Origin of the sequence: Acidovorax sp. A79, assembly GCF_041154505.1 — a bacterium.
GTDB lineage: Bacteria > Pseudomonadota > Gammaproteobacteria > Burkholderiales > Burkholderiaceae_C > Acidovorax.
Map to the genome: position 1 here is coordinate 2,750,288 of NZ_AP028672.1, position 15,141 is coordinate 2,765,428.

Annotated in this window: 13 protein-coding genes; 9 read left to right on the forward strand and 4 right to left on the reverse strand. The window is 61.3% G+C overall.

All coding sequences use genetic code 11. The annotated features are described in order from the left end of the window. The first annotated feature begins 188 nt into the window (after positions 1 to 188). From ACAM51_RS12665 to tfpZ, 8 genes are all read left to right on the forward strand, one after another. Positions 189 to 2,822 carry a CHASE2 domain-containing serine/threonine-protein kinase gene (locus ACAM51_RS12665; protein WP_369643711.1) on the forward strand — a complete coding sequence of 878 codons (2,634 nt, stop codon included), beginning with the start codon at positions 189 to 191 and terminating at the stop codon, positions 2,820 to 2,822. Between the two features lie 17 nt (positions 2,823 to 2,839). Further along, positions 2,840 to 3,628 carry a Stp1/IreP family PP2C-type Ser/Thr phosphatase gene (locus tag ACAM51_RS12670; RefSeq protein WP_218297166.1) on the forward strand — a complete coding sequence of 263 codons (789 nt, stop codon included), beginning with the start codon at positions 2,840 to 2,842 and terminating at the stop codon, positions 3,626 to 3,628. Between the two features lie 44 nt (positions 3,629 to 3,672). Continuing rightward, the gene (locus ACAM51_RS12675; protein ID WP_218297165.1) at positions 3,673 to 4,323 is read left to right on the forward strand and encodes an FHA domain-containing protein; all 651 of its coding nucleotides are present in this window, start codon (positions 3,673 to 3,675) and stop codon (positions 4,321 to 4,323) included. Between the two features lie 109 nt (positions 4,324 to 4,432). Next, on the forward strand, positions 4,433 to 6,649 hold the full coding sequence (locus ACAM51_RS12680) for a CHASE2 domain-containing protein (RefSeq protein ID WP_369643813.1): 2,217 nt from the start codon (positions 4,433 to 4,435) through the stop codon (positions 6,647 to 6,649). A gap of 12 nt (positions 6,650 to 6,661) precedes the next feature. After that, positions 6,662 to 7,453 (forward strand): 3',5'-cyclic-nucleotide phosphodiesterase, encoded by a 792-nt coding sequence (locus ACAM51_RS12685; RefSeq protein ID WP_369643712.1) that lies wholly within the window; start codon positions 6,662 to 6,664, stop codon positions 7,451 to 7,453. 207 nt (positions 7,454 to 7,660) lie between these two features. After that, entirely contained in the window at positions 7,661 to 8,152 is a 492-nt protein-coding gene (locus ACAM51_RS12690; RefSeq protein WP_369643713.1) for a pilin, read from the forward strand. 43 nt (positions 8,153 to 8,195) lie between these two features. Then, positions 8,196 to 9,917, forward strand: a complete 1,722-nt coding sequence (locus tag ACAM51_RS12695; RefSeq protein WP_369643714.1) for a Wzy polymerase domain-containing protein — start codon at positions 8,196 to 8,198, stop codon at positions 9,915 to 9,917. A 9-nt stretch (positions 9,918 to 9,926) separates the two neighbouring features. After that, positions 9,927 to 10,766 carry a TfpX/TfpZ family type IV pilin accessory protein gene (tfpZ, locus tag ACAM51_RS12700; protein ID WP_369643715.1) on the forward strand — a complete coding sequence of 280 codons (840 nt, stop codon included), beginning with the start codon at positions 9,927 to 9,929 and terminating at the stop codon, positions 10,764 to 10,766. A 90-nt stretch (positions 10,767 to 10,856) separates the two neighbouring features. Here the strand turns inward: tfpZ and moaC are convergent, their stop codons facing one another. Next, complete coding sequence (moaC, locus tag ACAM51_RS12705; protein ID WP_369643716.1) at positions 10,857 to 11,357, reverse strand: cyclic pyranopterin monophosphate synthase MoaC; 501 nt, start codon at positions 11,355 to 11,357, stop codon at positions 10,857 to 10,859. 58 nt (positions 11,358 to 11,415) lie between these two features. Between moaC and ACAM51_RS12710 the strand changes: the two genes are divergently transcribed. Continuing rightward, positions 11,416 to 13,017, forward strand: coding sequence for a M48 family metalloprotease (locus ACAM51_RS12710; protein WP_369643717.1), 1,602 nt, complete (start codon positions 11,416 to 11,418; stop codon positions 13,015 to 13,017). On the opposite strand, the gene ACAM51_RS12715 is transcribed toward ACAM51_RS12710, so the two are convergent. The 3 genes from ACAM51_RS12715 to ACAM51_RS12725 form a co-directional block, all read right to left on the reverse strand. Then, the gene (locus ACAM51_RS12715) at positions 12,985 to 13,338 is read right to left on the reverse strand and encodes a phage holin family protein (protein ID WP_218297158.1); all 354 of its coding nucleotides are present in this window, start codon (positions 13,336 to 13,338) and stop codon (positions 12,985 to 12,987) included. The genes ACAM51_RS12710 and ACAM51_RS12715 overlap by 33 nt on opposite strands. 103 nt (positions 13,339 to 13,441) lie before the next feature. After that, positions 13,442 to 13,900, reverse strand: coding sequence for a hypothetical protein (locus tag ACAM51_RS12720; RefSeq protein ID WP_218339445.1), 459 nt, complete (start codon positions 13,898 to 13,900; stop codon positions 13,442 to 13,444). A gap of 89 nt (positions 13,901 to 13,989) precedes the next feature. Beyond that, on the reverse strand, positions 13,990 to 14,724 hold the full coding sequence (locus tag ACAM51_RS12725; RefSeq protein ID WP_218297156.1) for a TerC family protein: 735 nt from the start codon (positions 14,722 to 14,724) through the stop codon (positions 13,990 to 13,992). Between the last annotated feature and the right edge of the window lie 417 nt (positions 14,725 to 15,141).

Here is a 15,141-nt window from a genome sequence, read left to right on the forward strand (position 1 = left end):
CTGACAGCGTGGCGGCCGCCCCGCCACGACAAGAAGGGCATCCGTGCCTGCAGGGGCCCAGCGGCGCCGCGGTAACGGCGACGGCCGCGCACCCTGCCCGCCCGGGCGCAGATATTGCTTTTACCCACACAAATACAGTGTGGAACCAATAGCAAGTGGGACGAACAACCTCGGGTCGGTGGCTGGGCATGTGGCGGACCGATGGGTTTCGGGGCGCAGTGGCCTCGGCGGTGGTCATTGCGCTGTGTGCGGCCGCTGGTGTCTTCCAGTCCCTGGAATACCGCGTGTATGACGCAGCGAGCAGTGTCGCCACGCCACCCCCCTTGCCTGAAATTGTCATCGTCGGCATGGACGATGCCAGCCTGGCAGCGCTGGGAAGCGCACCCTGGTCCCGCGATGTCTACGCCCGGCTCGTCGACCAGCTGGCGGCCGCGGGCGCCAAGACCATTGTCTTGACCCCTTCCTTCGCCACCCCTGAATCCGACCGCGGCCTTGCCTACGTCCGCACGGTGCGGGAGACGCTTGCGCGTGCCGGGGAAACATCTCCGCTGGCCGCCGAGTTGGGCCGTGCCACCGCCGAGGCGGAGCAGGCGCTCGACACCGATGGCCGCCTCGCGGCCAGCATCCAGCGCGCCGGCAATGTGTTCCTGGCCTCAAGCTATGCCCTGGCCGGAGGAAAGGCCACGCCGCTGCCCCCCTATGCGCACCGCAGCGTCCTGCCCGACTCTGGGTCCTTCGCCACGCCCGCCACGTCGGCCCGGCACCCCATCGCGGAACTCGGCTCCGTGGCGGCAGGCGTCGGCCACCTGTCCATGGAAGCGGATGACGACGGCCGCGTGCGCCGCATCCCACTGCTGCTGCGGTATGACGGAGTCGCGGTGCCCTCGCTGGCATTGCTGGCAACGCGGCACAGCCTGCATCTAGGCCCGAACGAGATCCGCACCCAGGACGAGCCGCGCGGTGTGCGTGTGGGCGGACTGCACATTGCCACGGACGAGGCCGCCGCCATGCATCCGCGCTCTCATGCCGCGCAGGATGGCGCGACACCGTTTCCCACGGTGTCCTTTGCCCAGGCGCTCAGCGGCAAGGTGCCCCTTCACACCTTCAAGGACAAGGTCGTCTTGGTGGGGGACACCAGCGAGGCACTGGCGGCCCCCTGGGTTCAGCCGGGCGCACGGACGATGTACCCGGTCGAGATGCTCGCGCACACCGTCTCCGCCATGCGGCAGGGCCTCGGTGTGCAAAGGCCCTCCTGGGCGCCCGCGGCTGCATGGGGATCGGTGCTGGGGGCCTGGCTCTTCGTGGCCTTGGTCCTTCCCCGGCTTTCACGTGCCGCGAGATGGGCGCTGAGCGCAGTGCTGCTGTTGCTCCTGGCAGGCACCGAATGGGGCTTGCTGCGCCATGCCGGGCAGTGGATATCGTTGGTACCCGGCGCCCTGGCCTTGCTCGTGGGGGTGGTGGCATTCACCGCGCTGCGCATGGGGGGAGGCAGCACCCAGGAATCGTCCGGGGAAGCCGCCGAAACCGACCGCATGATGGGGCTGGCCCTGCAAGGGCAGGGGCAGCTCGACATGGCATTCGAGCGCCTGCGCAAGGTACCTCCCAGTGATGCCTTGATGGACAACCTGTACCACCTGGCGCAGGACTTCGAGCGCAAGCGCAACTTTGCCAAGGCCAAGTCCGTCTACAAGCACATCCTGCAGCACAACCGCGCCTACAAGGATGCATATGCCCGCTACAAGCGCGTGCGGGCCCAGCTGCAGAAGGACGTGGATGGCCCGCCCTCCAGCACGCCCGCGTCGGTCCCGCCGGCCTCGCCGCGCCTGCCGGGCGATGCCACAGCCGGTATCCCGATGCTCGGTCGCTACCGGATCGACAAGGAGATCGGCAAAGGAGCGATGGGCGTCGTCTACCTGGGACGGGATCCGAAGATCGGGCGCGTGGTCGCCATCAAGACGCTGGCCCTGGGAGAGGAATTCGAAGGGGACGCGCTGATCGACGCGAGGGCCCGCTTCTTCCGCGAGGCGGAAACCGCGGGACGCCTGCAGCATCCCTACATCGTGACGATATTCGATGCCGGCGAAGAACACGACCTCGCCTACATCGCCATGGAATTCCTCAAGGGCTCCGACCTGACGCAGGCATGCCGGGCCGGGCAGCTCCTGCCCGTGGACACCGTGCTGTCCATTGCGGCCCGCGTCGCCGAGGCACTGGACTATGCCCATGCGCACAACGTGGTGCACCGCGATATCAAGCCGGCCAACATCATGTTCGACGCCGCCACGGACGCCGTGAAGGTGACGGACTTTGGCATCGCGCGCATCACGGACTCCAGCAAGACGCGCACGGGGATGGTCCTGGGCACCCCCAGCTTCATGTCGCCCGAGCAGCTCGCGGGCAAGAAGGTGGATGGCCGATCGGACCTGTATTCCTTGGGCGTCACGCTGTTCCAGCTGCTGACCGGGTCCTTGCCGCTGCGCGGCGAGTCGATGACCGAGCTCATGCACAAGATCGCCAGCGTGGACGCACCCGACATCCGCCAGCTGCGGCCGGAGCTTTCATCCGCGGTGGCCCGCGTGGTGGCCCTGGCCCTCCAGAAGCGCCCGCAGGCGCGCTACCAGACGGGGCGGCAATTCGCTTCCGACCTTCGCCAGGCAGGCGCAGCATCCTCGGCGCCGGAAGTGTTACCGGGCCCGGAAGCAGTCGTCTATGATGCGGACCGCGATGCAACAGGGCATGAAATGGCGGATTTTCAGGAAACCGTGATGGAGCCACCCGCCGGGCGGGGTGCGGCATCCCCGCCGATTCCAGGCGCCCGATGACGCACGCCTCCACATCCATGACCTACGAATTTTTCGCGCGGACCGACAAAGGCCGCGTGCGCACCAACAATGAAGACGCGGTGGCGGTCGACCGGGATGCGCAGGTCGCCATCCTGGCCGATGGCATGGGCGGATACAACGCCGGCGAAGTGGCAAGCGGCATGGCCACCACCTTCATCCGCACCGAGATGGCCCGCTGGCTGGGGCAGGCAGGCGGCACGCCGCAATCCACCGACGTACGCCGCGCCCTGGAAATCTGCGTGGAGAACGCCAACCACGCGATCCTTGGAGCGTCGTTGTCCAACCCCCAGTACGCAGGGATGGGCACCACGCTGGTGGTGGGGGTCTTCCACGGCAGCCGCCTCATCCTCGGGCACATCGGCGACTCCCGCTGCTACCGCGTGCGGGACGGCGTCCTGCAGCAGATCACGCGCGACCACTCCTGGCTTCAGGAACAGGTGGATGCCGGCTTGCTCACCGCACAGCAAGCGGCCCTGTCGTCCAACCGCAACCTGGTCACCCGCGCGCTGGGCGTGGAGCCCAACGTCATGATGGAAGTCAACGAATTCCAGGTCGCGCCGAATGACTTGTTCCTGATGTGTTCGGACGGGCTCACGGACATGGTCGCGGACGCGGACCTGGCGGAACTGGTGCGGGCACCTGTTCCCCTGGAGGAAAAAGCCACACTGCTCATCGACACCGCCAATGCGAATGGTGGCCGTGATAACGTGAGCGTACTGCTGGTGCAAGCGGCCGCGGGAGGCAAGAAGCGCGGCCTTATGTCCCGATTGCTAGGGGCCGCGTGAGTGGCCACTACTACAACAATTACTCATCACATCAGGAGTGGATCATGCCCAGAATGATCGTTTCAATCGACGGGGTTGTCATCAAGGAAGTGCAACTGACCAAGGAGCGGACCACGCTGGGCCGGCGCCCCTACAACGACATCGTGATCGACAACCTCGCGGTGAGCGGCGAGCATGCCGTTATCCACATGGCGGGCCAGGATGTGGAGATTGAAGACCTGGGCAGCACCAACGGCACCTACGTCAATGCCAAGGCCGTCAAGCGGCAGGAACTGCGCAACGGCGACACGGTCGAGGTGGGCAAGTACAAGATCCGCTTCCTGCACGAGGCCGAGGGGCAGAACTTCGAGAAGACCATGATCTTCAAGCCCGGCATGGTCCCGCCCGTCGGCGCAGCCGCGCGCCCCGCAGTTCCGGCGCCGGCTCCTGTTCCCATTTCCGCGGTCATCCGGGTCATGTCGGGAGCCGCCGCCGGGCGTGAAGTGTCGCTGCAGAAGGTGGTCACCACCATTGGCAAGCCCGGCGTGGCGGTTGCATCCATCACCAAGCGCCATCAAGGATTCGTGCTGGCCCACGTGGAAGGTCCCGACATGCCGTTGCTCAACGGCGCCTCCATCGGAACATCGCCCGTGCCGCTCAAGAACGGTGACCGGCTCGAACTGGCCGGCACGGAAATGCAGTTCGAACAGAGCTGACCGCCACCGCCGGACTGCAGCAGCCCCATAGGCGGCTCATTCCGGCCCACTGCCCCTGGAATTCGTGCGCAATCCCGTCTTGCACCTGTTCTGGCGCCATGGGCGGCGCATGGCGGTCACGTTGATTCCGCTGGTATTTGCGCTGCTGCACATTGCAGGCGTTCTTCATCTCCAGGTCCTGGAGCGGCTGGAAAACATCATCTACGACACCCGGCTGCGCGCCACCATGCCGCGCACGCTGGACGAGCGCATCGTCATCGTCGACATCGACGAGAAAAGCCTGGAGCGGGTGGGGCATTGGCCCTGGGGGCGAGACAAGCTCGCCACCCTAAGCCGTGAATTGTTCGAGCGCCAGCAGGTGGCGGTCGTGGGCTTCGACGTCCTCTTTGCGGAAGCCGACGGAAGCTCGGGACTCTCCAGCCTCGAGCAGCTGGCCCGGGGCCCCTTGCGGGCCCAGGCAGGGTTCAAGGAACAACTCGTGCGCCTGGCCCCGGCGCTCGACTATGACGCGCTCTTCGCCCGGTCGCTCCAGGGGCGGCCGGCGGTTCTGGGCTACTACCTCACCAGCGACCGGGACGGAAGGACAAAAGGCGTGTTGCCCGCGCCAGCGCTCTCCCCGGAGCGGCTGCGCGGGCTGCCGCTGAAAGCCACTTCCTGGGGCGGTTATGGCAGCAACATCGAAGAGCTCGCCAGCGCCGTGCCCGCCGCAGGCTTTTTCAACTCCATCACCGATGACGATGGCGTCGTCCGCTCCCTCCCCCTGCTTGCGGAGCACCAGGGGAAGTACTACGAATCCCTCGCGCTGGCGATGTTTCGCACGGTGCTTGGCATGCCGGAAGTGCACCCCGGCTTTGCCAGCCCCCTTCCTGAAGGCGGATATGACACGCTGCAGAGCGTCGTGCTGCGCCAGGATGGCCGCGCGCTGGCATTGCCCGTGGACGCCCAGCTCGCAACCCTCATCCCCTTTCGCGGCCCGGGGGATGTCGGTGGAGGGTCCTTTCGGTATATTTCCGCCTCCGATGTCCTGGAGGGCAAACTCCCACCCCACAACCTGCAAAACCAGCTGGTGCTGGTGGGCTCAACTACACCAGGATTGCTGGACCTGCGCGTGACCCCGGTGGGCCGCACCTACCCAGGCGTGGAGACGCACGCCAACATGCTCTCGGCCTTTCTGGACGGGAAAAGCATCGTGCGGCCAGACTACGCCGTGGGCTTTGATGCCGTGCAGCTGCTCATCGCAGGCCTTTTGCTGGCGGGGGCGCTGCCAGCGCTTTCGGCGACCTCCGCGGTCTTGCTCAGCCTTGGGACCGTCTCAGTCCTTGCCGTGCTCAATCTCTGGCTCTACCTCGCCCATGGCCTGGCCATGCCATTGGCTACCGTGGTGGTGATGGCGGTGTTCGCATTCGCCCTGAACATGGTCTACGGCTACTTTGTGGAAAGCCGCTCCAAGCGGGAACTGGCTGCGCTGTTTGGCACGTATGTGCCGCCGGAACTGGTGGACGAGATGGTCAAGCAGCCCGAGAAGTACAGCATGCAGGCGACCAACCAGGAGCTGACCGTGATGTTCTGCGACATGCGGGGGTTTACGGCCATGTCGGAACAGATGGAACCGCTGCAACTCCAAGCCCTGCTCAACGAGGTGTTCAGCCGGCTCACCCACATCATTCGCAGTCATCGCGGCACCATCGACAAGTACATGGGGGACTGCGTGATGGCGTTCTGGGGGGCGCCGGTGGCTACGCCAGACCATGCGCAACTGGCGGTGCGGGCAGCGCTGGACATGGAGCAGGCAGTGGAACAGATCAATCTGTCGCATCGGGAGCGCAAGCTACCGGAGATTGGTATCGGCATAGGACTCAACACCGGCACCATGTGTGTAGGCGACATGGGCTCGGAAATGAGGCGCAGTTACACGGTCATCGGCGACGCGGTCAACTTGGGATCTCGCCTAGAGGGCCTGTCCAAGCACTACGGCGTTCGCACCGTGGCGAGTGAATCCACCCAAGCCCAGGCACCAGGTCTTGTCTGGCAAGAGTTGGATCGGGTGCGCGTCAAGGGCAAGGCTCAGGCTGTGGCTATCTATTCGCCGGTTGCCGCACTGCACGCCACGATGCCTCAGAAAGCGGAAGAATTATCCATATGGAAGCACTTTCTGGACGCCTATCGCGCCCAGGACTGGGCACAATGCGACAAACTGCTGGTGAGCTTACAGCAAACTGCCACGCCATCTGCCATCTATGATATTTATGCGTCCCGCATGCAAACCCTGCAAGGGCAGACCTTCGACCCCCAATGGGATAGCGCCACCAATTTCGACACCAAATAGACAGGTTGGCCCATGAAGGTTCGCGTGCTCGGATGCTCAGGCTCCATCGCCAAGGGCTGCCGCACGACCTCATTTTTGATAGGCGACAACATCCTGATTGATGCGGGAACTGGAGTGGGCGACCTAACGCTCGAAGAGATGCGCCAAATTGACCATGTGTTCTTGACGCACTCACACCTGGATCACATTGCGGCGCTGCCGCTGATGCTGGATGCAGTGTCGTCGATACGCAATGCGCCCGTGACGGTGCACGCGCTCGCAGAAACGATCGCGGCGCTGCAAAACCATGTATTCAATAAAGTCATCTGGCCGGACTTCAGTGCCATTCCAACGCCTGATCGACCATTTCTTCGGTATGCATCCCTGTCTGTGGGTCAGCAGGCCATCCTTGACGATCGTCTCATCGAAGTGCTGCCAGCGGTCCACACGGTGCCTGCGGTCGGATACGCGGTCCTGGGCGACACCGGCTGGTGGGCTTTTAGCGGTGATAGCGAAAGAAACCCCGCGTTCTGGCAATGGATCAACCGCATGCCTGTCTGCCAGTTGGTAGTGGAAACTGCTTTCAGCAACAGAGAGCGCATGCTCGCAGAGAGAAGCCTTCACCTCTCGCCGATCACCTTGGCGCAAGAACTTGCACAACTGCGCACGGACCGGGTTTTTCCCATCTACATCACGCACACCAAGCCATCAGAAACTGCTGTCATCATGGAGGAGATCAAGCAACTTAGCACCGCGCCTTTGCTAAATTGCGGTTCGCCGCATGATCTGCGGTGGCTCGAAGCGGGACAGGTTTTTGATTTGTAACAGGCCGCTTGCAGTGACAGGGATGGCCAAACAAAAATGTCACCAAAAATGACAGTTTTCAGCTCTCAAGTGCTGCAACGCTTCTTCCGGTACTATTTGCAACGCTCAGCGCGATGTTCAATCTGGCACACAATGTGCTGCAAGCTTGCTAACCTGGCGAATTGTTCGACAGGTACTCAGTTGCAAATTGACTCCCAGGAGGTTCCTATGACGCGTACCCTGCAAAAAGGTTTTACCCTTATCGAACTGATGATCGTCGTCGCGATCATTGGTATTTTGGCTGCCGTGGCTCTGCCTGCCTATCAGGACTACACCATCCGCGCCAAGGTGTCGGAAATCATTCTGGCAGGCTCTGCTTGCCGCACCAGCATCACGGAAACCGTGCAGTCTACCGTTGGTACCACGCTGCCGGCAGCCGGCACATGGGGTTGTGAAATCAGCGCTGGTAGCGGCACGAAGTACGTTGCCTCCATGACAACCACCAGCGCGGGCAAGGTCGTGATCACATCCTCTGCTGCTACCGATCTAAAGGATGCCGCAAGCAAGGATGTGACGCTGGTTCCCATGGTGAATGCAACCACTCCATTTACCAATACCGATGTCAATAAAACCGTCTGGGGCTGGCGTTGTGGTCTGGGTAGCGAAGGAACGACGATGCCCATCAAGTACCTGCCCGGCTCATGCCGCGGACAGATTTGATCGCCGAGCGCGAAGCAAGAAAGGCCCTTCGGGGTCTTTTTTTATGGACGAAGGGAACATAGTGAACCGGAAACTAAGCAAGGGTGCGATGGTGGGTTTAATCACGATGGCATTGTCGTGGTTGATTGCAAATAAGGCGTACCCTTGGCTGCCCGCATGGAATGAAGGGCTCGCATTTGCAGCAACGTTGATTCTCTGGATCGCGGCGGCGGTGCAAACAAAAAAAATCCAGCCGCCCGCCCCTGGTATCGCATGGCCCCTCCTCGTGTTTGTTTTTCTCGCCCTTGTCGTGGTATGGGGTCAGCATTTCGCCGGGCTTCTTATTTTCTCCGGTGATGCTTTCTTGATATCCCTCTACCTATCTACCTTTCTCATAGCACTTCATGCGGGATCATTAATTGAAAAATCAAATGAACGCGAAGAATGGATAATCGCTTTCATTGCTACCATCGCAACTTCCGCCATCCTCTCGATCGGTATCGCCCTCATACAATGGACAAAAACGTGGGATTTAGCGGTCTTTTTGATGGAGACCGACATTGGCGATCGCCCTGGTGCAAATCTGGGTCAGATAAATAATTTTAGCACCCTCTGCTTCATAGCATTTTGCGGAATATTATATCTACGAAACCAGGGGCAATTGCATTTGAGCAGCACTATACTGGCCGGGGGGGTTCTTACTTTTGGCATGGCAATTACGCAATCGAGAACGGGCTGGCTGCAGATAGTTTCCATTTTTTTGTTAACTATTTTTTCGTCGGGGAACAAAAAACAAAAAATTACCACTGGATTGCTGTCGGTCACATTCGCAGTTTGGTACATGGCGATTCCTTGGCTTCAAAGCACCGCGCTTCTTACGGCGGACCAACAAACCCGGGCGCTTCCACTGCACGACGTGCGACTCACCATGTGGTCAGCGTTGCTGGATGCAAGCTCCATACGCCCTTGGTTCGGATATGGCTGGCTGCAAACAGGATGGGCGCAGCAGGTCACTGCTGAAACGCACCCTATTCTGCGAACGTACATGAGTTACTCTCACAATCTTGCATTGGACTTGATTGTTTGGAACGGATGGCCAATTGCGATTATTCTGCTAGGTCTACTTTTTGTATGGTTCTTTCAAAACCTCAGCCACCGCAAGCGAGATGATGGAAATAACTATTTATACTGCGCCGTACTCGGAGTATTCATCCACGGAATGCTCGAATATCCATTGACGTACGCTTATTTTTTGATGCCATTAGGATTAATAATGGGCTACCTGGATGGCACGCAATCAAATCTGGTGAAATGCCATTTCAAATGGAAGCAAATCGTAATCTTCATGTTCACCACATGCATTTTGTATTTTGCAATCTGTGTAGACTACATCAATGCCGTCCCACTTGATGTAGCAGTGCGGCTGCGCTCTGCACAAATCGGCCCGCGCCCTGCATACAACGAGCAACCTACGAAATTTCTCGTTTTGAATCAGCTCGCTACCATGTACGCCATGAGAACAATGCAGGAAGACGAATATGCTATAGAAAAAAATATTACGCTCATGGCGAAAGTAGTACAACGCTACCCTTATTCTCCAGCCCTATTTCAATATGCGCTAGCAAATGCAATGCATGGTGATCGCCTTGTTGCCGAAACGCAACTCAAAGTACTATGTGGCATATATACAGCGGCCCACTGTATAACCATAGAAAAACGCTGGCAGATATTTCAGCAAAAATATCCGGAGAGCGTGGGCTTGATTATTTTTCCGAAAATTCAATAGGCAACCATATTGCACTACATCCATGCAATTGACAGCATTAAATTGGCCTCTACCAAAAATATAATTAAAATTGAAATGACCAAAAACGCCATGGCAAACTGGAGAGCCCGCTCAGTGGCTAGCGGGATTCATTTTTTTATCAGCGTGTCTATTGCAGGGTTAGCAGGCATGCTGGTATTCGTGCTGTGGTACCCGTACCCTTACAGCGAAATTTCCGGCGGGCGTCAACTTTTTACATTAGTTGTCGCCGTCGATGTGGTTCTAGGGCCATTGATGACCTTGATCATCTTTAATCGCGCAAAGCCACGGCGAGAATTGCTGAGCGATCTTACCGTCGTGGCCATGTTGCAACTGGCAGCGCTGGGTTATGGCCTATGGACCGTTTTCGTCAGCCGCCCAGTCCATCTGGTTTTCGAATACTCCCGCATGACCGTCGTGCATGCAATCGATACAACCCCGGATCTTCTGGCCAAAGCGCCACCTGGCTTGCAACGCCTGCCTCTGAGGGGGCCTACCGTTGTCGCACTACGTCCCTTTGAGAGTCCCGCAGAAGAATTCGATGCAACGATGGCGGCATTAAATGGGGCTCCTCTGGCAGCGCGCAGTGACCTGTGGCAACCTTATGTCACTGCTACGCCCCGCATCCTGAAGGAAGCCAAGCCCGCAAGCGATCTGCACGGCCATTTTCCGGGTCAAGCGGATCTAATCAATCAAGCCATCGCAGCCACGGGTCGGTCAGTTGCGGGTCTGCGCTATCTGCCTCTGCTAGACCGTCATGTGGCATGGACAGTGCTGCTGGACGCTGTTACGGCCGAGCCGCTCGGCTTTGTGCCTTTGGACTCTTTCTAGGACGAAAGGGGCACCGGCCCAAATTCAGCTCAAGCCAAATTGAGCTCTAACGTTGTGGGCTGTGTTTTTGATATCTATCCATTAGGAATGTTAGTCGCCTGGCGCCTCCGCCAGGAAGCTACCCGACCTTCCCCCGTGCTTTTCCACCACACGCACATCATGGATAGACATACCCCGATCAACGGCTTTGCACATGTCATAAATAGTGAGCAGCGCCACCTGCACAGCGGTGAGGGCTTCCATCTCCACGCCAGTGGGACCGACGGTTTCCACGGTTGCGGCACAGAATATGCCGATAGCGTCCAACTTGCGAGCACTGGATGCTTCAAATTCAATAGCAACGCGGGTCAAGGCCAGAGGATGGCACAACGGAATAAGGTCGCTAGTTTTCTTGGCGCCCTGGATCCCGGCGATGCGGGCAATGCCGAGCACGTCGCCCTTTTTAGCGTTACCGGCTTCGATGAGGGCCAAGGTCGAGGGCTGCATTTCAATACGGCCGCTGGCAATGGCGATTCGGTGAGTGGCTGCCTTGGCGGCCACGTCAACCATGTGGGCCTGCCCCTGAGCGTCAAAGTGAGTGAGTGCGGACATGGAATGGTAACCGGGTGAATCGATGGGAAACCTTCGGTGGACAAGGCATCATACGTGCATGCGGAATCGCAAACCCTCTTCTGCCCAGCCTTGGCCCGTCCGCTCCCTTGCAGCCCTTAGCATCGGGCGGAAAACGCTTGTGGTATTCACCGAATTCGCAATTTCGGTTTCCTTGTTGGTCACGATATTCACCTGTGCCGCCTCATCAGCCAGTGCCCAGCCCAGCCTGCCCACCCTCGGCGACTCCAGCGACCTCACCACCAGCGCCGAGCGCCGCCTGGGTGACCGCATCATCCGCGAACTCTACCGGGATCCCGACTACATCGACGATCCTGTGATCGCGGACTATGTACAAGGCATATGGCGCCCGCTGATGGCTGCAGCCAAGGCACGCGGGGAGCTTTCTTCCGAGCTGGATGAGCGCTTTGCCTGGGAAATCCTTCTGGGCCGGGACCGCACCGTCAATGCCTTCGCGCTGCCTGGGGGCTATCTGGGCCTGCACCTGGGGCTCGTCGGCGTCGTGACCAGCCGCGACGAGCTGGCCTCTGTGCTGGCCCATGAACTCAGCCATGTCACCCAGCGCCATATCTCCCGCCTGGTCACCCAGCAAAGCAAACAGACGCCCCTGCTGCTGGGCGCGATGATTCTGGGTGCCCTGGCGGCCAGCAAGAACCCGGGTGCCACACAGGCGCTGGTGGTGGGTGGCCAGGCGCTGGCGATGCAGAACCAGCTCAATTTCTCGCGCGACATGGAGCGGGAGGCAGACCGCATCGGCTACGGCCTGATGGCGCCCGCGGGGTTCGCGCCGCAAGGATTCGTGAGCATGTTCGACAAGCTCCAGCAGGCCAACCGTCTCAACGACAACGGCTCCTGGCCCTACTTGCGCAGCCACCCGCTGACCACCGAGCGCATGGCGGACATGCACTCGCGCATTCCCCCGGGTGCCACCACCACGGCGGCAGCGCCTTCCACGCTGGAACACGCGATGGTCGCGGCGCGTGCCAGGGTGCTGTCCAATCCGGGGGTCGACACCCTGCGCCAGTGGATCGCCGAGCCCCAGGGCACGGGGTTTACCTCCCAGCCCGCCACCCGGCGCGCCGCCGTGCTGTACGCGGCAGCCCTGGGCAGCAGCCAACTGCGGGATGCCACAGGCGCGCGCGCGACCGCAAAAAAACTGGAAGATCTAGTTCGCAACGACGCCCCGGCCCACCGGTTGGCAAGGCTGCTGGAGGCCGAAATTGAACTGGCGGCTGGCGAGGCAGGCGCCGCTGTGAACATGCTTTCCAGCGATGTGGGCGGCGGCGGCAACCGCCGCCCTGAACTGGTTCTGCGTTCACAGGCCCTCCTGCGTGCCGGGCGTGCGGCCGAGGGCAGCGGGCCGCTGCAAAGCTGGGTTGCCACAAACCCCAGGGACGCCACGGCGTGGCAGCTCCTGGCATCGACCTGGCAGGCCCAAGGCCAGCCGCTGCGGGCCGTGCGTGCGGAAGCGGAGGCGCACGCCGCGCGCTATGACTACGCGGCGGCGGTGGACCGTTTCAAGGCAGGCCAGGATCTCGCACGGCGTGGCGGGCCGCAGGTGGACCACATCGAGGCATCCATCATCGACACGCGGCTGCGGGCCGTGGAGTCACTTCTTCGTGAACAGGCCGCCGAGCGCTGATTCGATCACCACGCCGAGCAGGGAGTAGATCAGCGATCCCAGCAACGCGGCGCCGAAGCCATTGACGTGAAAACCGTCCAGCACGCTGGCCGCCGCCCAGAACATCAGCGCATTGATGACGAAGAGAAAGAGGCCCACGGTGACGATCGTGACCGGCAGTGTCAGCACCACCAGCACCGGCCGCAACACCACGTTGAACAGGCCAATCACAAAGGCCGCGATCAACGCGGACGTGAAGCTTTGCACTTCCACGCCGCTGTAGACATAGGCCACGAACAGCAGCGACGCGGCGCTGAGCAGCCATTTCAGAAGGAGTTTCATGGCCGGAGAATAGCACCGGCCCTGCGCGAAAAGGAAATGCGCGAAGCAGGCCCCTCGCCCCCCGACGCCGGGAAGAAGGCGCCCATGCAGGCCCGCCGCCGGTCTACTCGAGTGCAAGCACCCACAACGCCCCGAAGCCCGTGAGCAGGCTGCCCAGCGTTCCGGGCAGCGGCGACCAGCGCTTGTTGTTGTCGGGACGGGCGGGCTCCTGGGGCATGTCGGTCTTCGGCCGGCGGGCATCCACCACCTGGGCGACAGACGCCCCCGCAGCCTGGAGCTGGTCCGTGAGTTCGGCCAGCGGCCCCTTGGCCAGCACCGTGGTCACCCTGCCCGCAGGCACCCGCAGCACGGGAAGAATCTGGGCGAACAGCTTGTCTGCCCACTTGAGCCGCCAGTTCTCCCGCGCGCTGTGGCTCACCCATTTGCTGATGCGGTGGGTCATTCGCGGCGCGCATGCCACCAGCACCCACTGCGTCTGGGCAGCCGCGTCACGGGCGAACAAGGGTGCCAGCACCTGCTGCGCATATGCCGCGTCGTCCACATACACGATGACTCTGTCCATACCGCCTCTCCTGTTGGTGCCAAGAACAAAAGGGGGGCTGAACGCCCCCCCTTTTTCTCCTGGCCGGTTCAGATTGTTGCCTCTATTCCTCAGCCCTGCTGCTCGGCAGGTGCCGCGGCCGCACGGCGTGCAAGGATGATCTTGCCCGCCAGCAAGACGAGCAGGGCACCGGCCACGCTGGCGCCGTACTTGATCACATCCGTCTGCGGCAGCTTCAGCATCCATTGCCATTTGTCGGGGTTGGAGAAGGCGGGGTCCGTCACCAGCATGCCGCCAGCGATCCAGCCCAGCAGCATGCCGCCGAGCGTGATGATCATGGGGAAGCGCTCCATGAGCTTGATGACCAGCTGGCTGCCCCAGACGATGATCGGGATGGAGATCAGCAGGCCCAGCACCACCAGCAGGAACGAGTGGTCGCCCGCATTCTGTGCCGCGCCCGCGATGGCGATCACGTTGTCCACGCTCATCACGAGGTCGGCGACGATGATGGTCTTGATGGCGGCCAGCAGCTTGTCGCTGCCCTGCACGTCGCCGTGGCCTTCTTCATCGGGGGCCAGCAGCTTGACGCCGATCCACACCAGCAGCAGCGCGCCCACGAACTTGAGGAACGGCAGCGCCAGCAAGGTCATCGCGAAGGCGATCAGGATCACGCGCAGCACGATGGCGCCGGCTGTGCCCCAGATGATGCCCTTGGTCCGCTGTGCGGGAGGCAGCTTGCGGCAGGCCAGCGCGATGACCACCGCGTTGTCGCCGCCCAGCAGGATGTCGATGATGATGATCTGGCCGAGTGCGAGCCAGAATTCGGGCGAAGCCAAAAAGTCCATAAAGTCCTCAGTATCAATGTGCGCGAAGGAGGGTCTCGCCGCCACTGTAGCGCCGAGTCCGCCCAAGGGATAGAGGGCCTGCGGCAGGAGGATCAGGACGGCCCCGGGGCTGGGGCGTGAATGCGAAGGGCGGCCTTGATCAGCCCTGGCGGGCCCATCAAAGGTCTTGCTCAGTCCGGCGCCCTGGTGGTGCGCTGAACCCGGACCGCCGGAAGCGATGTTTCGCTTCGTATTGACGACGGTTCCGATGCCTCGCTTCCCAATCGCCAGCGCCTGGCCGTGCCGGAATGCAAGTCGGGAGCTACTCCCCTTCGAAGCGTCGATTGGAACATCGCCAGCACGGACGCGCAAGTGCGGCGCGATTGTGGTTATTGCGTATGCGACGCGATGGCGGGGTGACCGGGGCATAACACCTTT